The 21,861-nt window shown below is 63.7% G+C and carries 25 protein-coding genes; 10 read left to right on the top strand and 15 right to left on the bottom strand.

The features are described 5' to 3' along the window. Positions 1-29: 29 nt before the first annotated feature. From M3G14_RS02640 to M3G14_RS02665, 6 genes are all read left to right on the top strand, one after another. A complete protein-coding gene (locus tag M3G14_RS02640) occupies positions 30-1,526 on the top strand; it encodes a CCA tRNA nucleotidyltransferase (protein WP_396122177.1) in 1,497 nt (498 codons plus the stop codon). Beyond that, entirely contained in the window at positions 1,519-2,109 is a 591-nt protein-coding gene (locus M3G14_RS02645; RefSeq protein ID WP_259924448.1) for a YqgE/AlgH family protein, read from the top strand. Before M3G14_RS02640 ends, M3G14_RS02645 begins: the two co-directional genes overlap by 8 nt. A 6-nt stretch (positions 2,110-2,115) precedes the next feature. Further along, positions 2,116-2,832: an AzlC family ABC transporter permease gene (locus tag M3G14_RS02650; RefSeq protein WP_259924449.1), complete on the top strand. Its 717-nt coding sequence runs from the start codon at positions 2,116-2,118 to the stop codon at positions 2,830-2,832. After that, positions 2,832-3,170, top strand: coding sequence for a branched-chain amino acid transporter permease (locus M3G14_RS02655; protein ID WP_259924450.1), 339 nt, complete (start codon positions 2,832-2,834; stop codon positions 3,168-3,170). The genes M3G14_RS02650 and M3G14_RS02655 overlap by 1 nt, the downstream gene beginning before the upstream one ends. Positions 3,171-3,295: 125 nt before the next feature. Further along, the gene (locus M3G14_RS02660; protein ID WP_259924451.1) at positions 3,296-3,646 is read left to right on the top strand and encodes a hypothetical protein; all 351 of its coding nucleotides are present in this window, start codon (positions 3,296-3,298) and stop codon (positions 3,644-3,646) included. Positions 3,647-3,931: 285 nt separating this feature from the next. Further along, a complete protein-coding gene (locus tag M3G14_RS02665) occupies positions 3,932-4,384 on the top strand; it encodes a hypothetical protein (RefSeq protein WP_259924452.1) in 453 nt (150 codons plus the stop codon). A 130-nt stretch (positions 4,385-4,514) separates the two neighbouring features. Here M3G14_RS02665 and M3G14_RS02670 read toward each other — a convergent pair whose 3' ends face one another. Together M3G14_RS02670 and M3G14_RS02675 are read right to left on the bottom strand one after the other, a co-directional pair. Then, positions 4,515-4,826, bottom strand: a complete 312-nt coding sequence (locus M3G14_RS02670) for a hypothetical protein (RefSeq protein WP_259924453.1) — start codon at positions 4,824-4,826, stop codon at positions 4,515-4,517. Between the two features lie 13 nt (positions 4,827-4,839). After that, the gene (locus tag M3G14_RS02675; RefSeq protein ID WP_259924454.1) at positions 4,840-5,814 is read right to left on the bottom strand and encodes a bile acid:sodium symporter family protein; all 975 of its coding nucleotides are present in this window, start codon (positions 5,812-5,814) and stop codon (positions 4,840-4,842) included. 14 nt (positions 5,815-5,828) lie between these two features. Between M3G14_RS02675 and M3G14_RS02680 the strand changes: the two genes are divergently transcribed. After that, positions 5,829-6,935, top strand: a complete 1,107-nt coding sequence (locus M3G14_RS02680) for an NADH:flavin oxidoreductase/NADH oxidase (RefSeq protein WP_396122183.1) — start codon at positions 5,829-5,831, stop codon at positions 6,933-6,935. Here M3G14_RS02680 and M3G14_RS02685 read toward each other — a convergent pair. From M3G14_RS02685 to M3G14_RS02720, 8 genes are all read right to left on the bottom strand, one after another. Further along, positions 6,932-7,306, bottom strand: a complete 375-nt coding sequence (locus tag M3G14_RS02685; RefSeq protein WP_259924456.1) for a Rieske (2Fe-2S) protein — start codon at positions 7,304-7,306, stop codon at positions 6,932-6,934. The genes M3G14_RS02680 and M3G14_RS02685 overlap by 4 nt on opposite strands. Then, positions 7,303-8,160 (bottom strand): tryptophan synthase subunit alpha, encoded by an 858-nt coding sequence (gene trpA / locus M3G14_RS02690; RefSeq protein ID WP_259924457.1) that lies wholly within the window; start codon positions 8,158-8,160, stop codon positions 7,303-7,305. Before trpA ends, M3G14_RS02685 begins: the two co-directional genes overlap by 4 nt. A 1-nt stretch (position 8,161) precedes the next feature. Then, the gene (gene trpB / locus M3G14_RS02695) at positions 8,162-9,442 is read right to left on the bottom strand and encodes a tryptophan synthase subunit beta (protein WP_259924458.1); all 1,281 of its coding nucleotides are present in this window, start codon (positions 9,440-9,442) and stop codon (positions 8,162-8,164) included. Further along, positions 9,435-10,844 carry a bifunctional indole-3-glycerol-phosphate synthase TrpC/phosphoribosylanthranilate isomerase TrpF gene (trpCF, locus tag M3G14_RS02700; RefSeq protein WP_259924678.1) on the bottom strand — a complete coding sequence of 470 codons (1,410 nt, stop codon included), beginning with the start codon at positions 10,842-10,844 and terminating at the stop codon, positions 9,435-9,437. The genes trpB and trpCF overlap by 8 nt, the downstream gene beginning before the upstream one ends. A gap of 10 nt (positions 10,845-10,854) precedes the next feature. Beyond that, positions 10,855-11,883, bottom strand: a complete 1,029-nt coding sequence (gene trpD / locus M3G14_RS02705) for an anthranilate phosphoribosyltransferase (RefSeq protein ID WP_259924459.1) — start codon at positions 11,881-11,883, stop codon at positions 10,855-10,857. Then, positions 11,883-12,497: a glutamine amidotransferase-related protein gene (locus tag M3G14_RS02710; RefSeq protein WP_259924460.1), complete on the bottom strand. Its 615-nt coding sequence runs from the start codon at positions 12,495-12,497 to the stop codon at positions 11,883-11,885. Before M3G14_RS02710 ends, trpD begins: the two co-directional genes overlap by 1 nt. After that, complete coding sequence (locus M3G14_RS02715) at positions 12,494-14,074, bottom strand: anthranilate synthase component 1 (protein WP_259924461.1); 1,581 nt, start codon at positions 14,072-14,074, stop codon at positions 12,494-12,496. Before M3G14_RS02715 ends, M3G14_RS02710 begins: the two co-directional genes overlap by 4 nt. Positions 14,075-14,371: 297 nt before the next feature. After that, complete coding sequence (locus M3G14_RS02720) at positions 14,372-14,833, bottom strand: SdpI family protein (RefSeq protein WP_259924462.1); 462 nt, start codon at positions 14,831-14,833, stop codon at positions 14,372-14,374. Between the two features lie 221 nt (positions 14,834-15,054). Between M3G14_RS02720 and M3G14_RS02725 the strand changes: the two genes are divergently transcribed. Beyond that, complete coding sequence (locus M3G14_RS02725; protein ID WP_259924463.1) at positions 15,055-16,278, top strand: dicarboxylate/amino acid:cation symporter; 1,224 nt, start codon at positions 15,055-15,057, stop codon at positions 16,276-16,278. Positions 16,279-16,713: 435 nt separating this feature from the next. On the opposite strand, the gene M3G14_RS02730 is transcribed toward M3G14_RS02725, so the two are convergent. After that, complete coding sequence (locus M3G14_RS02730) at positions 16,714-17,457, bottom strand: S1 family peptidase (protein WP_259924464.1); 744 nt, start codon at positions 17,455-17,457, stop codon at positions 16,714-16,716. Between the two features lie 221 nt (positions 17,458-17,678). Between M3G14_RS02730 and M3G14_RS02735 the strand changes: the two genes are divergently transcribed. Next, positions 17,679-18,398, top strand: coding sequence for an ATP-binding protein (locus M3G14_RS02735; RefSeq protein ID WP_259924465.1), 720 nt, complete (start codon positions 17,679-17,681; stop codon positions 18,396-18,398). A gap of 15 nt (positions 18,399-18,413) precedes the next feature. Continuing rightward, positions 18,414-18,956 carry a winged helix-turn-helix transcriptional regulator gene (locus tag M3G14_RS02740; RefSeq protein WP_259924466.1) on the top strand — a complete coding sequence of 181 codons (543 nt, stop codon included), beginning with the start codon at positions 18,414-18,416 and terminating at the stop codon, positions 18,954-18,956. A 113-nt stretch (positions 18,957-19,069) separates the two neighbouring features. Here the strand turns inward: M3G14_RS02740 and M3G14_RS02745 are convergent, their stop codons facing one another. From M3G14_RS02745 to M3G14_RS02760, 4 genes are all read right to left on the bottom strand, one after another. Further along, positions 19,070-19,468 carry a hypothetical protein gene (locus M3G14_RS02745; protein WP_259924467.1) on the bottom strand — a complete coding sequence of 133 codons (399 nt, stop codon included), beginning with the start codon at positions 19,466-19,468 and terminating at the stop codon, positions 19,070-19,072. A gap of 33 nt (positions 19,469-19,501) precedes the next feature. Next, entirely contained in the window at positions 19,502-19,912 is a 411-nt protein-coding gene (locus M3G14_RS02750; protein WP_259924468.1) for a hypothetical protein, read from the bottom strand. A gap of 150 nt (positions 19,913-20,062) precedes the next feature. Further along, on the bottom strand, positions 20,063-20,698 hold the full coding sequence (locus M3G14_RS02755; protein WP_259924469.1) for a hypothetical protein: 636 nt from the start codon (positions 20,696-20,698) through the stop codon (positions 20,063-20,065). A 274-nt stretch (positions 20,699-20,972) separates the two neighbouring features. After that, positions 20,973-21,860 (bottom strand): carbohydrate ABC transporter permease, encoded by an 888-nt coding sequence (locus tag M3G14_RS02760; RefSeq protein ID WP_396122178.1) that lies wholly within the window; start codon positions 21,858-21,860, stop codon positions 20,973-20,975. Position 21,861: the final 1 nt, after the last annotated feature.

The following is a 21,861-nucleotide window of genomic DNA, read 5'->3' on the forward strand; positions in this document are numbered from 1 at the left end:
CTCCTTTGGCGTGTCCGGGTAACGTGTGCATGGTGACTACGCCGAAAACTCCTTCGCCACTGTTCGATTTGCCTGACCCGGCCGACCCCAACGCGGCCGCAATGTTGATGGCTCGTGCGCAGCGGGGCGTGACGGATCTCGCTGGTTTTCTCACGCCGCTGGCGCAGCGTTTCGCGGACCGCGGCGAGACCTTATATATGGTCGGCGGCCCCGTGCGCGATGCGATGCTGGGCAAGCTCGGCCACGACCTAGACTTCACCACCTCCGCGCGCCCCGAGGTGACCCAGGAGATTCTCGAGGACTGGGGCGAAAAGACCTGGGACGCTGGCATCGAGTTTGGCACGGTTGCTGCAGTCAAGCAGGGCAAACAGGTGGAAATCACCACGTTCCGCGCCGATCTCTACGACGGCGTGACCCGCAACCCGGAGGTCACTTTCGGCGACTCGCTCGAGGGCGACCTTGTCCGACGCGACTTCGCGTGCAATGCGATGGCGATCGAGCTTTCGCTTGTCGACGGCGCGCTTGCCCCCACCTTCCACGATCCCGTCGGCGGCCTCGAGGATCTTCTCGCGCGCCGACTTGATACGCCGCAGGCGCCGGAGGTGTCGTTCCGGGACGACCCGCTCCGCATGCTGCGAGCCGCCCGCTTTGTCTCCCAGCTCGGCTTCGCGGTTGCTCCCCGCGTCTTCGAGGCGATGCGCGAGATGGCCGGGGAGATCAACCGGATCACGGTGGAGCGCGTTCAGGCGGAGCTGGACAAGCTCATGCTTGGTGCCCGGCCCTGGGAGGGCATCGACGTGTTGGTGCAGACCGGACTGGCAGATGAAGTGTTGCCGGAGATCCCCGCGCTGCAGCTGGAGCAGGACGAGCACATGCAGCACAAGGACGTCTACCGGCACTCGCTGACTGTGCTGCGCCAGGCCACTGAGCTGGAGGACGAGGGTCCGGACCTCAAGCTGCGGTGGGCGGCGCTTATGCACGACATTGGCAAGCCGGACACCCGCGCGAAGAAGCCGGGTGGCGGCGTGAGCTTCCACCACCACGAGGTGGTCGGCGCGAAGATGACGCGCAAGCGGATGCGGAAGCTGAAGTACCCCAAGCACGTGACCGAGGACGTGGGGCAGCTCGTCTTCCTGCACATGCGTTTCCACGGCTTCGGCGAGGGCCAGTGGACCGACTCCGCTGTCCGTCGCTACGTTACCGACGCGGGCGAGCTCCTGCCACGCTTGCACAAGCTTGTGCGTGCTGATTGCACCACCAGGAATCCAAAGAAAGCGCGCCGGCTCCAGCGCACTTATGATCACTTGGAGGAGCGCATCGCCGACATCGCGGCCAAGGAGGACCTGGCCCGGGTGCGCCCCGACTTGGACGGGAACGAAATTATGCAGATTCTTGGGCTGCAGCCGGGCCCGGAGGTGGGGAAAGCATGGAAATACATGAAGGAGCTGCGGCTCGAACGCGGCGAGCTCGAGCGCGACGAGGCGGTCGCGGAGCTGAAGAAGTGGTGGGAGGCGGAGCATGGCTGATGGCCTAATTCCCGGCGACCGCAGCCTGGGTTCGCTGAAGCCCGGCATGCTGTTGGTGGCCGACCCGCAGCTTGATGAGCCTTTGGTCGGGCGCTCCGTGTGCCTGATCATCGGCCTGTATCCGCAGGATAATGAGGCGGAAGCGCTGATGCTGCATTTGCCGATGGACAAGAAGATCAACGAGCACTACGACGGTTGGGACAAGGTGCTCACCGGCGACAGTGCGTATATGCGCGCCGGCGGCCTCACGGACGTCGGTACGGCCCGCTTTGTAGGTGTGCTCAAGGACGGGGTGGACCCCCGCGCGCACATGCACATGAACCCGCTCACGGATAAGATCGCCGTACTGCACGGCTCGAAGGAGCCCGCTCGGCTCATGCATGATGTTGCGGATGCTCGCATGTTTATCGGACTGACCCTGTTCGACTTGGCGATGCTCCGCGAGGACCTCGGCGACGGCCGGTGGCTGCTTGCCGACGCCCAGCCTGAAGACATCCTCTCCCCCAACGACGCCGACCTGTGGAGCGATGTCATGCGGCGCAACCCGGTGCGCTGGCAGGCCAACCCGGCAGATTCGGAGTAAGGGCACGTGGCTGTTTCACGTGAAACATTGGCTGAGGTTCGCGGGGGCATCAAAGACACGTGGCTCGTCGGTCTCGGGCTGATTCCGCTCGGCCTGGCCTTCGGGCTGCTCATGACGCAAGCCGGCTACGCCTGGTGGTGGACCCCGATCTTTTCCGTGGTCATCTACGCAGGGTCCATGGAGTTTCTGGCCATCAACATGGTCGCCGCCGGCATTGGTCCGCTGTCTGCGGCTATCACCGGCTTCATGGTGAACTTCCGTCACATTTTCTACGGGCTCACCTACCCGCGTCACCGCATCCGCTCGTGGTGGGGTCGCCGCTACTCGGCCTACGCGCTTACCGACGAGACCTACGCCATCGTCTCAGCCCGCGGCCCCAACGCGCCAGTGACCGGCACCAGACTCCTGGCCATCCAGGTGGTCTGCCAGTTGCTCTGGGTGATCCCGGGCATCATCGGGGCACTCGTCGGGCAGATCATCCCCCCGGAAGTCCAGGGCATGCAGTTCGCGCTCAACGCCCTTTTCATTGTTTTGGCCTACGAGGCGTATACGTCCTCCCGTGATCTTGGGGCGGTCGTCATCGCCGCGGGCATGGGCGTGCTCGCGTTCGTGCTCGCGCCCTCGTCGATGCTCATGGTCGCGTTGATTGCGTACTTCCTCCTCCTGCTCGTGCGTTACTGGGTGCCCGCCCTCGACAAGAAAATGACGTGGAGGTTGCGCTAATGGGTCTGCCCGCAGGCGTGACTCCGGCGATGGTGTGGGCAGTGCTCATCCCGGTCTGTATCGTCACAGTGGCGTTAAGGGCCCTACCCTTCTCCTTTCTCAAACTGCTCAAGGGGAGCCCGTTTATCGAGTTCCTCGGCGTCTACATGCCCGTCGGCGTGATGACCGTACTCGTGGTCTACACCGTCGGCGGGGCCGCCGGATCCCCAGGCGGGATTGCGGCGGCGCTCATTGCGAGCGCGTTGACGCTTGGTCTCCACGCTTGGCGACGTTCCCCCGGCCTCTCTATCTTCAGCGGCACGCTCGCCTACATGCTTTTGGTGAATCTCGTGTTCTAATGAGGAACTTTGCAACACTTGCTGTATTCCAAGTGGAAAATGATGAAATGTAGCGCTACCCTGGCACCACTGTCCGTGATGCGGGCATGTGTCAAACGAGCTTCAGAAAATGAGAAGGAGACAACATGAAGCGCATTCTTTCCGTCGGCCTCGCCGGCATGACCGCACTGTCGCTCGCTGCAGCGCCCGCACAAGCGGCCGAAGGTCCGAACAACCTCGTTGAGGGTGGTCGACAGTTCGTCGAGATTGCCAAGCTCAATGGCATCGTCGCTGACAAGGGCTACGGTGCTGCTCCTGAAACTGATGGTGCTAAGGACATGATGACAGGTTCTGTCGAGCAGGGCTCCACTGCGGAGCAGGCTTGGCAAGGGACGCAGGCGGGCTGGGCCCTGACTTGGATTGCTGTTGCGGCTGCAGGCCTCGGCGCGATCGGGTTCGTGGCTAATCAGGCGGGTCTGCTGAACCTTCCGTTCTAGGGCATCGCGCATGATGCACTTCCCCACTTCTCGCGACTGCGAGGGTGGGGATTTTTGTGTTACGCAGGCGTTATGGGTCGCGTTAGTGCCCTAAGACACAAAACACACCACGTGAGTGGGTTGAGGTGTGTAACGTTGCGTCCAAGCACTTCGATGTGGTGAATAGTAAGCAATTGCCAACCACTAGGCAGGCAAAAGCTTGCAGGCCTTAAGTCGCAGACTTTAGGTTTGAACCCACTCGAGGTGCAGTACGGTATCTCGAACCCGATTAGAGAGGATTCCCTCATGAAGCGCACCGCTACCGCTGCAATCGCAGCCGCAACCGCCCTGTCCCTCGCTGTCGTCCCGGCTTACGCTGAGGACGCAAAGGATCCGGGCAAGGACGACACCAACGCTAGCTCCAATGACAACCAGGGCAGCTCCTCCGAGGGTGAGCAGCAGGACGGCAAGAAGGTCAGTTCCTCCGACATCTCTGACGAGGATGCGCAGAACTACTACAAGGAGAACCAGGACAAGGCCACCGGCCTCGCCAAGCCGAAGGAGGGCAAGGAGGATGAGGACGTCAGCTCCGCACTGCTGTCCTCCATCAAGAGCGACAAGGCTAATGGCTGGGAGCCGGGCAAGACCGCGAATATCCTGCTCGGCACCGGAATCGGCGCTCTCGTGCTCGGCATCCTCGCTGTCGTCGCTGGCGGCGGCGCAATCCCGGGCCTGGGCAACATCAAGCTCCCGTTCTAGTTCCTTCACCCACGCCTAGGATCCGTCTAGATCCCTAGGCGTCAAGGGCCGAATTAGAACGGCAAGACGTCGAAGAGGGCCCCTGCGAAGTTTCCACGCAGGGGCCCTCAGTCGCGCCACCGGGTGGCCCCTACCCGATCTCGGGGAACTTCACCTTCGCCTCGCCCCACAGGCCCTCGAACTCCATGCGGGTCAGCCGCACCGCCGTGATGCCTTCGATGTTGTCGTAGGAATCCGGGTGCGGCACCGCGGGCATCGGCTCGTTCGCCTGGCCGATCACGCGGCCGTCGACAAACACGCCCGTAATGGTTTCCTCCGGGTCGAGCTCGATCATGCGGACCATCGTGCAACGCTCGCTGGTCACTTCCTCCAGCTCCGCGATATTGAGGAGCTCGCCGCCGAGCTCGGGCACCTGGTAGTGGATGCGCACGTAATGTTTCACGTGAAACGTCTCCTTATGCTTCGTCGCTGTCCGCTCCAGCGTAGCGCGACACGTATGCGGAACAGACCATGAGCTGGACCGTGTGGTAGATCATCAGCGGAATGATCATAGTGCCGAGGGTCGCGCCGCCGAACATGACCGAGGCCATCGGCAGCCCCGTCGCAAGCGACTTCTGCGTGCCGCACTGCTGGATCGCCACCCTGTCGGCGCGGCTGAAGCCGAGTTTGCCGGGCACCACCCGGGTCAGCCACAGCATGACGAGGACGAGCGCGATCGAAAAGGCGACGAGGAAGAGGATCTCCCACAGCGGCAGCTGCTTCCACACCCCGGCCACGACCCCCGTGGAGAAGGCGGAATAGACCACCATCCATATTGAGCCGCGGTCCACAATCTTCGTTGCCTTGGACTTGGCCAACTGCCTCACGCGCGCCGAGAGGTTGTGCGCTACTTGCCCCAGGACGAACGGCAGGAGAAGTTGGATGGCGATGTTGAGGAACACGGAGGCGTCGATAAGCAAGCCTTCTCCCGAGCCCATAAGCAACATGACGAGCAGCGGGGTGGCCACGACCCCCACGATCGAAGAGAGACTTGCCGCGACGACGGCGCCGCTGATGTTGCCGTGCGCAAGCCCCGTGAGCGCGACCGAGGATTGGACGGTCGACGGCACGAGCGTGAGGAAAAGGATGCCCTGGTAGAGCTCCGCCGAGATGAACGCGGTGAGCGGGCGCAGCGCAAGCCCAACCAGCGGGTACACCAGAAAGGTGCAGGTCAGGATCGCCGCATGAAGCCGCCAGTGAGTGAGGCCGCCGAGCGCCTCGCGGGTGGAAAGGCGCGCGCCGTAGAGGAAGAAGAGCAACGCGATGGCGAGCTTGACCGCGACCCCGAAGGCGTCGGCGAACTCGCCGCGAGCGGGGATGAGGAACGCGAGACCTGCCGCCACGATGATGCCAACGACCAACGGGTCCAGTCGTTTGAGGAAAGAAAGCATGGTTGCAGTCTAGGCTGGTCGCCATGCAGCTGAGTGAAAAAATTCGTCTGAGAGAACTTGAGATCCGCAACCGAATCTGGCTGCCGCCGATGTGCCAATACCAGGTGCGCGAGCGCGACGGGATGCCCGGGATGTGGCACGCAGTGCACTACGGGGCCCGCGCGGCCGGCGGTTTCGGGCTGATTATCGCGGAAGCTTCCGGCGTCGTGCCCGAAGGGCGGATTTCACCGTTTTGCACCGGTATTTGGAGCGACGCGCACGCCAAGGCGTGGGCGCCGATTGTAGAGTTTGCGCACACGATGGGAGCGGCGATGGGCATTCAGCTCGGCCACGCCGGCCGTAAAGCGTCGACGTACCCGATGCTGCCCGACAATTCGGGGCGCGGCACGATCCCGGTTGCTGAGGGCGGCTGGGAGACGCGAGGCCCAAGCGCGATTGCGGCGGACGGCCAGGCAACCCCGCGCGCAATGACGCTCGAGGAAGTGCGCGCCGTGCCGGGCCAATTTGCCGACGCCGCGTGCCACGCCGTCAATGCCGGCTTCGACTGTGTGGAGATCCACGGTGCGCACGGCTACCTCCTCCACCAGTTCCTCTCCCCCATGTCGAATACGCGCGAGGACGAGTACGGCGGTGACTTTCACGGCCGCACGCGCCTGCTGCTCGAGGTCGTGGAGGCGGTGCGCGCAGCGATCCCCGAAGGCATGCCGCTTCTGGTCCGCCTGTCCGCTACAGACTGGGTCGAGCCCGAGGGCTGGCGCGCTGAAGACTCAGAAAGGCTCGCTCCCCTGCTTCGCGACGCCGGCGTGGACCTCATCGACGTGTCCACCGGAGGCAACGTCCGCGCGGACATCCCGGTCGGGCCGGGCTACCAAGTCGACTTCGCGCGCCGCGTCCGCGAGGCTAGCGGGCTGCCGACCGCGGCGGTCGGCATGATTTTGTCGTCCGAGCAGGCCCAGCAGGTGCTCGACGACAGCGCGGCCGACGCGGTCCTGATCGGCCGGCCAGCGCTGCGCGACGCCGAGTGGGCTCTTGACGCACTCGAAAAGCTCGGCGTGCCGGAAGCAGCACTGCCGTGGCCGGAGTCCTACTTCCGTGGTTGGGCCGGCGCGCCCCGCGGCTAAGCGTCGGCGTTGGAGACGGTGAGCTGGTCGCCGGTCTCCTCCAGCACGGCGGTGGTGAGGCCGGTGGTCGCCGGGCCGGAGACCACCTCGCCGCTGGCGGTGTTGAAGACGGAGCCGTGCGCGGTGCAGCGCACGTTCTCGCCCTCGACCACGGTGATCTTCTGCTGCTGGTGCGGGCAGACCGCGGAGTAGGCGACGTACTCGCCGGGGTTCGGCTGGGCGATGATGAAGCGGTCCAGGATCACCGCGCTACCCACGGGCACGGCGGTCTTCGCTACTTCCTCGCTGGGGGCCTCGCCGCAGGCAGCGAGGAACGCACCGGCGAAGGTGGTGGCGGTACCGAGGAGAAACAGGCGTCGAGAACAAGTCATGCCTTGATCGTAGCCTGTTTCATCGAACGAACGTAGGACTCCAGCTCCGCCTTCAACGCCGCCATGTCGTTAATGCGCGCCGGGTTGGGGTGGGTGTGCTCCGTGTACTTCGCAATAATGTTGGCAATCGCAGAGCCCGTAATCGCGCCTGTGGCGCCGGCGGCGATCGCGTCGGCCACGTGCTGCGGGGTGGAGATGCCGAAGCCGAGCAGCACCGGGGCACCCCCGTAGGTGCGCACGTTGTCTACCACCTCTCGCAGCCCCTCGACGGAGGCCGCCTTGTCCGCGCCAGTCACGCCATCGCGGGAGATGGCGTAGATGTAGCCGCGGGACTGCGCGGCGACCCCCTCGAGCGTCGCAGGGGTTGCCTTCGCGGGGGCGATGTAGATCGGGTCGATGCCCGCCTCGACGGCGGCTGCGCTGAAGGGAGCGGACTCGCGCACTGGGACGTCGGGAAGCAGGACGCTGTCCGCGCCCGCGTCGTGGAAGGCGGCGTAGAAATCGTCGAGTCCGCGCACGTAGGCCACGTTGGCGTAGATCAGCATGCCGATCGGCAGGTCCGGGTAGCGCTCGCGGATTGTGCGGACCTGCTCGAGGGCCTGGTCGACGGTAGCGCTGCCGTCGAGCGCACGCACGTGCGCGGCCTGGATCGCGGGGCCGTCGGCAACCGGGTCAGAGAAAGGCACGCCGAGCTCGAGCGCGTCCGCGCCGGCCTCAACGACCGTGTCGATAATCTCCAGCGCGGCCTCCGGGCTGGGGTCGGACAACATGATAAAGGGCACAAACGCGCCCTCGCCTTTGTCTGCAAGCGCGGCAAAGGCCTTCTCGTAGCGTGAGGGTGTTGGGGCGCTCATGCTAGTTCCTCTCTGTGTCAGTGCGGTCGTTGGTGTCGGTCGCGCGGGTACGCTCGATGACCCAGTCCGGGTGCTCATCGAGCGTGGCGCGCACATGCGCGACGTCCTTGTCACCGCGACCGGACAGCGAGACGAGGATGTGCAGCGGTTCGGCATCCTTGGGGTGCTCGGCTGCGCGCTTGAGCGCGTAGGCCAGGGCGTGCGAGGACTCGAGCGCGGGGATGATGCCCTCGTAGCGCGACAGCAACTGGAAGGCGCGCAACGCCTCCTCGTCAGCGACCGGCACATAGGATGCGCGGCCGGACTTGGCCAGGTGCGCGTGCTCGGGACCGACGGCCGGGTAGTCCAGCCCGGCTGAGATGGAGTAGGACTCCTCCACCTGCCCGTCCGGATTGCGCATTAAGTACGAGCGGGTGCCGTGCAGGATGCCCACCGTGCCCGCATTGATGGCGGCACCGTGCTTACCCACGCCGAAGCCCTCTCCCCCGGGCTCGGCGCCGATGAGCTCGACGCCGTCCTCGTCGATAAACTCCGCGAACATGCCGATGGCGTTCGAGCCGCCGCCGACGCACGCGCAGACCACATCGGGCAGCTTGCCGGTGCGCTCGAGCATCTGCGTCTTCGCCTCTGCGGAGATCACCCGGTGGAACTCCTTGACGATCTTCGGGAAGGGGTGCGGTCCTGCGGCCGTGCCCAGCAAGTAGTGGGAGGTGTGGAAGGTGGCGGTCCAGTCGCGCAGCGCCTCGTTCACCGCGTCCTTCAGCGTGCCCGCGCCGGAGTCGACGCCGATCACCTCCGCGCCCATGAGCCGCATGCGGTAGACGTTCGGCTCTTGGCGCGCCATGTCCACCTTGCCCATATAGATCACGCAATCCAGGTCGAGCAGCGCGCAGGCGAGCGCGGTGGCGGTGCCGTGCTGGCCCGCGCCGGTCTCCGCGATAATGCGGGTCTTGCCCATCTTCTTCGCCAGCAGCGCTTGGCCGATGACCTGGTTCGTCTTGTGCGCGCCGCCGTGGACGAGGTCCTCGCGTTTGAGGAAGATGCGCGCGTTAGCGTCGCCAAGCGGCAGGTTCCTGCACTCGGTGAGCGGGGTGGGCCGACCGAGGTAATCGCGCAGCAGGCCACGGTACTCGGCCATGAACCCCTCGTCCTCGAAGGCGTCGACAAACGCGCGCTCCAGCTGGTCGAGGGCGGGCAGCAGCGACTCCGCGACGAACTGCCCGCCGAATTCTCCGTAGTAGGAGGGCAGGATGGTGCTGCCGCCCTGGGTGTTGTCACTCATTGTTCGTCCTTGGGTAGTGGTAGTTGCCAATGATGTCGAAAGCGCGGCGCAGGGCCCCGGCGTCCTTGCGGCCGGCCCACTCGGGGTATTCCACGCCGGAGTTGAGGTCGAGACCCGCGCAGCCAACGCGTAGCGCGCCCTCGAGGTTGTCCGGGGTCAGGCCGCCTGCAAGCAGCGCGCGCGGCTTCACCGCTTCCGGGATGTCGGCCCAGTCGAAGGTCTCTCCCGAACCACCAGCGTGGGCGTCAAGCACCAGCTTATCGACGCTCGCGTGCAGCCCTTCCGCGATCACTCCCCCATCGCCGGCGCTCATGGACACCGCGCGCCACACCTCGATGTCGCTGCCGACCTCTTCGCGCACGCGGCCGGTAAGGTCAAGTTCGGCCTCCAGCGAGCCCTGGTAGGGGGCGTGCACCTGCACGCCGGTGATGCCAGGTTGGAGTAGGTCGCCGTATCCGGAGGTGCGGCGCGAGACCGCCACATACTTCAGCCCCGGCTCGTGCGCGATGATGTCGGCCGATGTTTCACGTGAAACATTGCGCGGGCTGTGCTCCTCGAAGATGAGGCCACCGTAGACCGCGCCCGCGGCCTTCGCGGCCTGCGCGGCCGACCAGGAGGTGAGGCCGCAGACCTTGTTCGGGCCGTAGACCAGCTCGCGCGCGGCGAGGTCGATATCAGGCTGGCTGGTCAGCTGCGAGCCAACGAGGAAGCCGTCCGAGTGCGCACCGAGTCGTCGCACCGTCTCCACGTCGCGGATGCCGGACTCGGAGACCACCACGGCATCGGTCAGCGCGAGCTTTGCGAGCCGGGCCGAGCGCGTGAGGTCGATGCTCAAGTCGTGCAGGTTGCGGTGGTTGACGCCGAAGATCCTCGCGCCAAGCCTGGCGGCGCGCGCGGCCTCGTCCTCGTCGATTACCTCGGTAAGCACGTCCATGCCAAGCGAGTCTGCGAGCGTGGAGAGGCGCGAGTACGTTTCGTCGTCGAGCACCGAAAGCATGAGCAGAATCGCGTCGGCGCCGAAGTAGCGGGCTGCGTAGACCTGCACCTCGTCAATGATGAAGTCCTTACACAGCACCGGCAGGTGGGTCGTAGACGCCACGGCGGCGAGGTGGTCGTAATCGCCGCCGAAGCGGTCCGGCTCGCACAGCACGGAGATGCCGGCGGCGTAGCGGGAATAGACGGAGGCGATCGCGCCGGGCTCGTAGTGCTCGCGGATCAACCCGAGCGAAGGCGAGGAGGACTTGCACTCCATGATGAAGCTCGTCCCTGGTGCCTTGAGATTGGCGTAGAGCGAGCGCTCCGATTTAGGTAACGTGTCGAAAGCTACATGAGCTACGCGCTGTCGTATTTCGTCAAGGTGACCTTTACGCCCCTCGACGATGTCCTCCAGCACCGTAGGCAGACCGGAATTCTTAGCCACTGTAGTCAGCCTCCTCGTGGCGACGCAGCCATTCCTGCACGGTGCCGTCGTCAAGCAGGCGCTGCGCATGTGTGACTCCCTCGGCGATGGAATCGCACGTGCCGTACAGGTAGAACATTGCACCGGCAGCGGCGGCGATCGCATCGCGGTGCGCCTGCGGGCCCTCGCCGGCGAAGGTCGCGCGCATCGCCGCGGCGTTTTCCTCCCCGTCGCCTCCGCGCAAGTCCTCGAGCGAGTGGCGGGTGAGGCCGAGCTCCTCCGGGGTGATGGTGTAGTGCGAGATGTTGCCTTCCGGGTCGAGCTCCCAGATTTCCGATTCGCCGTGCACCGCGAGTTCGTCGGTGCCCGCGCCATGGACGACGAGCGCGCGGGTCCGCCCGAGCTCGCGCATTGTCTCAGCGATGATCTGGCCCTGCGCCGGGTTCGCGATACCCATGATCTGGAACTCGGGGCGCGCAGGCGAGAGCAGCGGGCCCATCGTGTTAAAGAGCGTGGACACGCCCAGGGCCTTGCGCACCGGCTGCACGTGCGCGATCGCCGGGTTGTACGCCGGGGCGAAGAGGAACGTGAAGTTGGCGGATTCGAACTGGCGCACCGCGCGCTCCGGGTCCAGGTCAAGCGGAATATTCAGCGCCTCGAGCACATCCGCCGAACCGGATTTGGAGGACACGGAGCGGTTGCCGTGCTTGACCATTTTCACCCCGCCAGCGGCTGCGACGAGCGACGCCGCGGTGGTGATGTTGATGGTGTTCGCCCCGTCGCCGCCAGTGCCAGCGGTGTCCATGAGCCCCTTCCCCGTGATGGGGAACGGCCGGCCCGCCGCGAGGAACGCACGTGCAGCGCCCGCGATGTCCGCGAAGGTTTCACCGCGGGTGCGGATCGTGGCCAGCAGCGCGGCGATGTGTACGTCGTCGTAATCGCCCACGGTCAGCGGGGTGAAGACCTCGATGGCCTCCTCCAGCGTGGGCTCCGTGTTGTCCAGGAAGCGCTTGAGAATCTCGAGGGATGAGTCGGTTGCCATTACTTTCTACCTTTCTTCAGAAGCATATCGACGCTGCGCCGCAGCATGGTCGGCCCGGCGGGAGTAAGGATCGATTCGGGGTGAAATTGCAGGCCAATGGACATGTGGTCGTCGGTAGCCGCGGCCATCACCACGTCGCCAATCTCGGTGGTTGTGTGCGCGAGCGCGTGCATGCCCGCCGGCACCTCGGTCGCCCCGAGCGAGTGATAGCGCGCCACCGGCACGAGCTTGCCGCGCTGACCAGGGATGTCGTCCACGGTCATCCCTTCGAACAGCGGCGATTGCTGCCCGGCGGTCGTCAGTTCCATGCTTATCGACGCCCCGTGCACCGGACCGCACGGCCGCACCGCTCCCCCAAAGTGCTCCACAAGCGCCTGGTAACCCAGGCAGATGCCGAGAATGGGAATTGAGCCTTGCGCGCGCTCGATGAGCTCGGCCATGCAGCCGGCCTCGGCGGGATAGCCCGGCCCTGGAGACAGCACTATTAAGTCTGGCTCAGCTGCGAGCACCGCCTCGGCGCTTACGGTGTTCCGGAATACTGTTGAGTCGTACTCAGAAAGCGCATCGACCAAGTTATATACGAAGGAATCCTGGTTATCTAGAAGGACGATCACTTCTCCACCTCCAATTCAGCATTGGCTGCCAACGCGATCGCGTTGAGTACCGCGTACGCCTTGTGCAGCGTTTCGTCGGCTTCCGACTGCGGGTTGGAATCGCGCACCACCCCAGCACCGGCCTGCACCACCGCCGTCGTGCCGGAGACGAATGCGGAGCGAATCACAATGCACGTGTCCATATCGCCGTTGCCCTGCAGGTAGCCGACCGCGCCCCCGTAGGAACCGCGGCGGGTGCCCTCGAGTTCGCGTAACAGCTCCGTTGCGCGAAGCTTCGGCGCGCCGGTAAGCGTGCCCATGTTCATGCATGCGCGGTAGGCGTCGAGCGCGTCGAGGTCTGCGGCCAGTTCGGCCGTGACCCGCGAAACAAGGTGCATCACCCGCGAGTACCGGTCGACCTGCAACAGGTCCACTACCTTGCGCGTACCGGGGGTGGCCACGCGGGCGACGTCGTTACGTGCCAGGTCCACCAGCATGGTGTGCTCGGCGACCTCTTTTGCGTCCGTGCGCAGCTGCAGCTCCATACGGGTATCCAGCTCGTGGTCGATCGATCCGTCGGCGGCCAGCCCCCGCGGGCGCGTGCCCGCAATCGGGTAGAGCTGTAGCTCTCGGTCAGCGTGCGAGTACTTCAGGTTCGACTCCGGCGAGGCGCCGAAGAGTTCGTAGGGCTCGCCGTGCGTATCCATGCCGCGCAGGTAGAACATGTACGGGGAAGGATTCGTCGCACGCAGCTGCAGGTAGGCGGCGAAAGCATCCACGCACTCGGTGACAAAACTGCGCGCGGGTACGACCTGGTAGACGTCGCCGTTGTAGATGTTGCCTTTGAGCGTGTCCACGTCCGCACAGAACTGCGCGTCGGGGATGTCGGCGCGCACTCGGAGGGTGTTGGCCGCAGGCTCGGTGGGCTGGTACGCGTCGCCCGCACCGGGCTCGGCCGACTCGATGTGGGCGGCGAGTTCGTCAAGATCAATGCCCTCGCCTGCCGCGTCGACGCCCGCGAGGTACGCAGTCTGCTCCTGGTGGTCGATGCGCAGCAGCACTTCCGCGAGGACGTACTGGTAGTCGGGGTAGGTGTTTGCGCCGTCCTTGACCTGCGGGAGTGTCTCAAAGGTCTCCAAGAAGTCGTAGGCAAAGCCACCGCCGAGCAGCGGGAAATCCTCGTTGCCGTAACCGGCGTCGATGGTCAGCGCGCGCAGCACCTCAGCGGTGGAGACTGCCGTCAGGCGTTCGCGCTCGTCTGCGGCGGAGGAGGGCGGGAACTCGTAGGTGTTATCCGAAGCGTGGTACTCCCCCAGTTGCTCGCGGAGGTGAGAGGCGAGCACCTCGCCGGATGGTGTGAGCGGCTCGACGCGTACGCGGTGTCCGTAGCAGGTGACGCGCAACGAGGCGCGCAGGATGGCCACGGATTGGAGCCCGGAGCGGGTAGTGATGTCGGCGGATTCTAAAAGTACCGAGTCTTTCGCAGTGGTACCGCCGAGGTGGGCGAACAGGCTCGCCGCGTCCTGGTGATAGCGGACAGCCTTGCGCGTGAACCGGGGTGTGCCGCCCGGTGCGAACTGTGGTGGGGGATTGCTCATTGTTGTCCTTCGTGTGTGCTGACACCGAGGGTTCTGGGAGCAAAGACCCGCGGTGCTTGATTGCGTACAAGCCGGCGGGCCGTGATGTGTGGATACCTACAATCGATGGCACGCCGATTAAGCGCGCCACCACCAGTTGGTTGAAGTCATGTAAGTCACATGCATTAACTTATCGATCTAGACGCCCTCCCGCAAGAAAACGGACAACTTTTCTCACGATGTGAAAGTAAATCAGCCGCTGACGCGAAAACCCGGGATGTTTCACGTGAAACATCCCGGGTTCTGCTGGCCGGCCTGTTACTGCTCGCCGTCCGCCTTGCCCGCGGCGCGGCGCAGCGCGTCGAGGTTGACCTCCGGCGCGGGGGCGGTCTCGGTGGGTTCGTCGGGGTGGTTCAGCGCGGCGTCGGTAAGCTTGGCGGCCCTGGCGCCGTAGTTCCCGCCGACGGCGAAGGCGGCGATCGCCGCGATGAGTGCGATGGCTGGGGCGACCCAGACCCAGCCCTGCGCGATGAAGGCGAAGGCGGCACCGATCGCCATCGCCACACCCGCGAGCAACGCGAAGGGGCCGACGACGCGATGCGCCGCGATCCAGGTGTGTTCGCTCTTGCGCACCTCCGGCAAACGGAGGCCGATGAAGTTATTGCCGGGAAGCTTGCCCGCGGTGGCCATCGCGCCGGGGACGAGGAAAAGAAGCGCGCCGATGATGAACAGGACGCCGAGCACCACGTTCAGCGTGGTCATAGTTGCAAACGGGGACATGCCCTCAAGGATAAACCGGAACGGTAGCAGTGCAAAGTACGGCGTGGCCGCGGCAGTATAGCCGCAATCGGCGAGGTAAATGCAAAAAAATTCAGCGAAAGTTCGTTTTTTTGGTGACAGATGAGGGACAATAACGTTCAAAGGACAGGAACAACCACCTGTCTTTTCCCTGTACATCTTCGGGTCCGTCCACGGTCCCGTGACCGCAAAAGGTTCCAACAATGAAATCGAACGTTTTGAAGTCACTGCTGTTCTGGGTCGTCGTGGCCATTATCCTCGGCTTCCTGTGCAGCTTGTTCTTCCCCGCTTGGCTCGCGCGCGTCTTTGTGACGTTCAACGGCCTGTTCTCTAACTTCCTGGGCTTCTTTGTGCCCGTGCTCATTTTCGCGCTCATTGCACCCGCGATTGCCGGACTCGGCCGCGGAGCCGGCAAGTGGCTCGGCATCACCGCGGGCGTGGCCTACAGCTCCACCATTATCTCCGGCCTTATCGCCTGGGGCACGGCTTCCGCGCTCTACCCCACGATGCTGAAGGGCTCCGAGCTGATTACCAACGTGGACGACCCGGACGCGGGCGGACTCAGCCCCTACTTCGAGGTTGAAATGCCCGCACCCTTCGAGGTCATGTCGGCGCTGCTGCTTGCCTTCGTCGTGGGTATCGCGATGACGTCGGTGAAGTCGAACACCATGCACGAGGTGCTCGACGAGCTCAATGGCGTGATCATGAAGGTGGTCAAGAGCTTCGTCGTGCCGCTGCTGCCGCTGTTCATTTTCGGCACCTTCCTCAACCTGGGCATGAACGACAACTTCGGTTCCACCATGGCGGCGTTCGGTACTGTGCTGGTCCTGTCGATCGTGATGACGATCCTGATCGTGCTCCTGCAGTACATCATCGCCGGCATCATCGCGGGCCGGAACCCGTTCGTCGCGCTGAAGAACATGCTGCCGGCCTACTTCACCGCGCTCGGCACCTCCTCGTCGGCGGCCACCATCCCGGTGACCTACAGCTCCACGCTGAAGAACAAGGTGGACGAGGACGTCGCCGGCTTCATCGTGCCGCTATGCGCGACGATTCACCTCTCCGGCTCGATGATGAAAATTACGCTGTACGCGCTCGCTGTCGTCTTCATGGGCGGCCTGGATGTGTCCGCCGGCCAGATCATCGGCTTCATCTTCCTGCTGGGCATCATGATGATCGCCGCGCCGGGCGTGCCGGGCGGCGCGATCATGGCAGCCGTCGGCCTGCTGCAGGCCAACCTCGGCTTCGATGAGTCGATGGTCTCTCTGATGATCGCCGCCTACATCGTCGTCGACTCCTTCGGCACCGCCGCCAACGTCACCGGCGACGGCGCGATCGCGATGGTGATCAACAAGTTTGCGCAGGGCAAGATCAAGGGCCAAAAGCTTGACGACGCCACGCAGACCCCCACCCCCGCCACGAACTAACCCCCGCGTCAAAACAACACACCGCCCGTTTGGTTTGAACGGGCGGTGTCTTTTTGTGCGCTTAGCCGTGCGGGTGGGCAAACACCATCCGGTAGCCCCAGCGGCTCCCCCACTCTTTCGCCGAAATGACGCCGATGAAACCCTTGCCTGGGATCCACGCCGGGCGTGCACTTTTTGTAGCTATCGGCGACGACACCGAGAACTATTCTCGCGCAAGCGCCCGTCGGCATTTCACGTGAAACGTGGTGCGCAGCGAGGTGCTCGAAATCTACTTGAAAGCTACTCGAAACGTACTTGAAACGAATTTATCTAGGCTGACCTGCGGATAACATTCTACTCGAAATTCTTTCGAGTAGAATGTTGAGCCAGAACGACAAGAAGCCAGTGCCTACAGGCCCAAGGTATCCGGAAGGAAGACACCCGGAATATCAACGCTTACCCGTGCGGGTGGGCAAACACCATCCGGTAGCCCGAGCGGCTCCCCCACTCCTTTGCCGAAATGACGCCGATGAAGCCCTTGCCCGGGATCCATGCCGGCCCGCCGGAATCCCCATTACGCAGGCCATTGTGGTGGGCGAAGATCGTTTGCCCGTGGACGTGCTGCACCGTGCCGCAGCTGACGCGCCTGCTCGCCACCCCGGTCGCGCACACTTTGTCGCCACCCCGAATCTCGCGCAGCGGAACGATACGGTCACCGCTCAGCGGGTTGCCGGCGAGCGAAACGCCGGGAACGAATCGGATCCTCGCCATGTCCTTCAGCGGCCCGCGGTAGGTGTACTTCGCCAGCTCAGGAAAGATCTGGCCCGCGTAATCCACATAGAGGTTGGCTTTCCTGGTGATGAGAGTGGAGGACTCAAAGTACCCAATGATCTGCATCCGCGTGTTGAGCACGGGCTGTCCAGCCAGGCCGCAGTGCCCGGCGGTGTACCCAACACGAGCGCGCGTATCGACGTACCCCAACGTGCACTGCCCGTACGTGAGCACATTGTCCGTGCGGATCGCATCCCCCTGCCGCACCACAGTTCCACGTGGTGCATTCGCGCCGAGTGCCCCGCTGAGCTGCGAGGACCCCACCGTAACCTGCGGCGGCAGCGACAACGCCTCTGCCGTTCCAGTGCTCATGGCACCTCCGATGAGCGTGAGCGCGGCTGCAGCGATGCTGGCTATTTTCTTCTTCACAACGGCCTTCCTTTCAGAGCAATCGTATCGCGCTGGGTAGAGTCTGGCTGTTCATGTTGGGAATTCTTGGGGCTTTCAGGCCGAGGCACGTTTCCTCACTCACGTCCTCACTACGGTCACTACGTTTCTGACTGCCGTCACTCACGTCCTCACTACGGTCATCCACATCCTCACTACTGTCACTCACTCTGTCACTCATGTCAGTGAGGGATAGTGACGACATGAGTGACCGCATGACGGAGATCATGAATCGCCTAAATCGCCAGGGCAATGACGACCATGCCATTGAGGCGAAGGCGGGCTCCGGGAAGCGGAGCTGGAAAGAGCTGGCTAATTCGCTCGTGAAGAGTGGATCTCAGATTATGTACGGAACGTCTACTGACTCGGAAGTGCTCGAACGATTGCACATCGTAAACGGTGACAATGTTCCAGTGATGGCGGGATTGCTGACCGTCGGTAAGTATCCGCAGCAGTTTTTCCCCCAGTTATTCATTGATGTGGCCGTACACCCTACCTTCGAGAAATCGGCGCAGGCGACACGTTTTGTGGATCGGAAGCATTGTGACGGGCCACTTCCCGTTGCTGTGGAGGATGCCATCCAAGCTGTGCTTCGCAGCCTGCGAACTCGAACGGTGGAGAGCGGAGGCACGATGGTGGACGAGCCAGAAATTCCAGAGATCGTGCTGCGTGAGGCGATCTCGAACGCGGTCATGCACCGTGATTACAGCGCGGCGGCTCGCGGCATGCAAGTTCATGTTGATGTCTATCCGGACCGCGTAGAGGTCATTAACCCTGGTGGACTCTGGCGGGGTTTGACGGTGGAGCAACTCTATGAGGTGCGTTCCGAATCGCGTAACCCATATATCGCGAGCTTGCTCAGCCACCTCCCGACACCCAATGGCTCGTCCCACGTCGCAGAAAACCACGGTAGCGGGATCTAACGAATGCTTCAGGGGATGAGGGAGAAGGGGCTTCCGAGTCCGGAGTTCCACGCCGAGATTGGTGAGTTCCGCGTGACTTTACATCGGTTCGGCCTGCTTACCCCGGACCTCGCAGAGTGGCTCGAGCAGCGCGCTCCGAATGCAAGCCGGGACAGGCGCGTTGCACTTGCAATTGCTCGTGGGCTTGGCGCGGTCACCCCGCGCGACCTGCGAAAGAACCTCGGGATGGACAGCGACGACGCCCGCTCGCTCTTCCGGACGATGGTGGATGAGGGTTTGCTTGCTGCTACCCCGGACGTGGATCGCTTCGTCCTCGCTGACACCGAGCCGTCGGCAACTTCTGAGTCCACACCGCTTGATGCTTCCGAGCGGCGTGTCCTTGATGTCCTGTCGCAAACTGAGGCTCGGTCGGCGCGTGAAGTCGCCGATCAGGTTGGGCTATCCGTCAGCACTGTTCGCGTGAAGCTCCGGTCGCTTCTCGACGCCAACCTCATCCTCGCCACCGCCCCACCCACAAGCCGAGCGAGAAAGTATCTCCGCGTCTCTAGTGCGCCGTGAGGGCTACTCGAAAAACCGCGAACATATTCCGGCAAGAGTGTGGGTGGGGCGTGGACTGAAGCTAACGAGTGCGCTAAGCGGCTCGTGTGGACCGAGGACCTCGACGGTTCTGCCTAGAGTGGCATCCCCGGAATCGCGGGAAGGCTGACACCAGGAATCATGCCGGAGGTGGCTGCATAGATGCCGCCACCCAGCAGCCCGGCGAGTACCAGCGGGAGCAGGATGACGAGTGCGATTCCACCCGGGTCATTATCCGTAGCCAGGCCGATGCACACCCCCTCGTTGCTCGATCCGGAATAGCCTCGTTCCGAGGCACGTTCTTGGCGCAGCTTCCTAAACTCCTCTTCCTTACCGGCCGCCTTGGCCTGCTCTTCTTGCGCTTCAAAGGCTTTCAGGCACTCCTGGTACGCCTCCGAGGAGCCGGGCTTGGCGTCGTCGGCGGCGTGTGCCGGGGCGACGGTCAGGGAAAGGGCCGTGGTGGCGGCGAGAGCCGCGATGGCCGTGTGCTTCACGGTTGCGTCCTTCCGGGGTGTGGATTCCGTGTCTTACATGCCCGGGATTGCCGGCAGGGCGACACCCGGGATCATGCCGGAAGCAGCAGCCGCTGCACCGAGCAGTGCAACAATGCCCAGCGGGACAAGGGTGAGCAGGGCGATAGCGCCGCCCTTGTAGTCGTCGTCCTTGGTCAGCATGCCGATGCAGTAGCCCTCGTTGCTGGAGCCGGCAACGCCTTCCTTCTTGGCTGCCTCCTCACGCAGCTTCTTGAAGTCATCGGCCTTACCCTGCTGTTCGGCATCTTTCTCGAGATCATTGTTCACCTTCACGCACGTCTGGTACGCCTCGGACGAGCTATCGGGCTTGTTCGGCGGCGGTACCTCGACCTGTGCGTGTGCCGGGGCGACGGTCAGGGAAAGGGCCGTGGTGGCGGCGAGAGCCGCGGTTGCAATGCGCTTCATTGGTATCTCCTTGAAGAATCTGTTGGCAGGACTGTGATCTACGTCCTATAACCATGAAACAGTGCATGTCGGCTGTCCGCAACCGCTTAGCGGACAAAAATCAATAAGAATATTCGCTTAGGAAAATACTAGGTGGCACGTCACCCACCGCTACTCCCCTAGTTTCTGCCCAAGCGGTGCCGCCAGCACGAGCCGGATGACGTACACACACAGCGCAGGGACGAAAAAGAACACGGCCGGTACCGCCCACACCAGTGGCAGAAACCGCACCAAAGAGATGGCCAGCCAGAGCACCGCGAGCGCGCCGAGAGTATGCATGAGGTGTTTGAAAGCGAGCACGACTGCGCGGCTCAGGCTCGCGCGGAGGCCGGATGGGTGGGCGTCGATAGGCAGCGATTCCAGCGCGAAGAACCAGACGGAGATCCCGGCAAGGATCATTGCTCCGGACAGCGCGAGTGCCTGGAGGGCGAAGAGTGCGGCACCGTCGATGCCGGCCTGGAAAAGTACCCACTGCTGGTAGACCAGTACCGTGGCCGCGACGAGCAGCACGAGCCACCACGCCGTGGCGGGTCGTGCTTGGTTGCGGAACTCGCGTAGGTACTGCAGCCCGTAGCGGGACCCGATGCCTTGGATCATGTCGCCGACGACCACGTTCGCGGCGCGGAGTGCGGCACCGCCTGTGACGATCGGCAGGCTGGAGCACACGATGAGCATGTTGAGAATGACGACGTCCGCAAGCAGAGTGAAGGCGGACATGAAGCGCGAGTCCGGGTTAAACATGTTCACCCGCCCCAGCGTAGTTGGTGGGTGCCAAGCTGCAGCGGACAAGATGCCACGGAGCCGCGCCGGGTGACGCCTCCAAGAGGAGCTAGCCCCATTTAGATGGCACCGTCACCTAAAACCCCAGGTCGTTTATTGGCCCCGCGTGCAAATGGAGCTAGCTCCATTTGGACCGAGGCGCCTCGCCCGAGGCAGACCCCACCCAAAAGCAAAGGCGCCGAGACCGAAACCCGGTCCCGACGCCAAGCCAGCCACAGCCAGCCGCAGCCAACCGAAGCGACTAGCCCTTCACCGCACCCGCGGCAACACCCTCAACGATGTGCTTCTGCGCGGACATGTAGAAGACGATGATGGGGATGATCGCCAACACGAGCATGGCCATCATCGCGCCCAGGTCGCGGTCGCCCTGGGAGCCGATGAACTGCTGGATGACCACCGGAATGGTGCGGTACGGCGTGGACAGGCCGACGACCAGGTACGGCAGGAGGTAGTCGTTCCAGATCCACATGGCGTTGAGGATCGCCACGGTGATCGCGGTGGGCTTGAGCATCGGCATGACGACTCGGAAGAAGGTGGACAGGGGCGAGCAGCCGTCGATAGTTGCGGCTTCCTCGATCTCCAGGGGGATTGACTTGATGAAGCCGGAGAACATGAAGACGGACAGGCCGGAGCCGAAGCCCATGTAGAGGATGACCATGCCGATCGGGTTGGCCATGCCGAGGCGGTCGGCGATGACCACGGTGGGGAACATGACCATCTGGAACGGGATGACCATGGAGAAGACGAACAGGTAGTACAGGGTGCTCGTCCACCAGGTCTTCACGCGGGTGATGTAGTAGGCGGTCATGGAGGAGAAGAAGACGACGGCGGCGACCGACAGGATCGTGATCACGAAGGACCACACGATCGCCCAGCCGAAGCCTTCGCCCTGGATGCCGGTGACGTAGTTGCTGAATCCGGCCCACATGTCGCCAACCGGCAGCGCGAACGGGTTGTTCGAGATAGCGAAGCGGTCCTTGAAGGAGTTGAGCAGGATGAACAGGATGGGGCCGAGGAACACGATGGTGAGGAAGATCAGCACCGCGTAGATCAAGCCCTTTGCGCCGCCGGAGACTTTCGCCTCGCTGGGAGCCGGTTTCGCTGCCGGCTTCGTTACTTTGGTGGTCATT

Origin of the sequence: Corynebacterium sp. p3-SID1056, from assembly GCF_025152525.1 — a bacterium.
Classification (GTDB): Bacteria; Actinomycetota; Actinomycetes; order Mycobacteriales; family Mycobacteriaceae; genus Corynebacterium.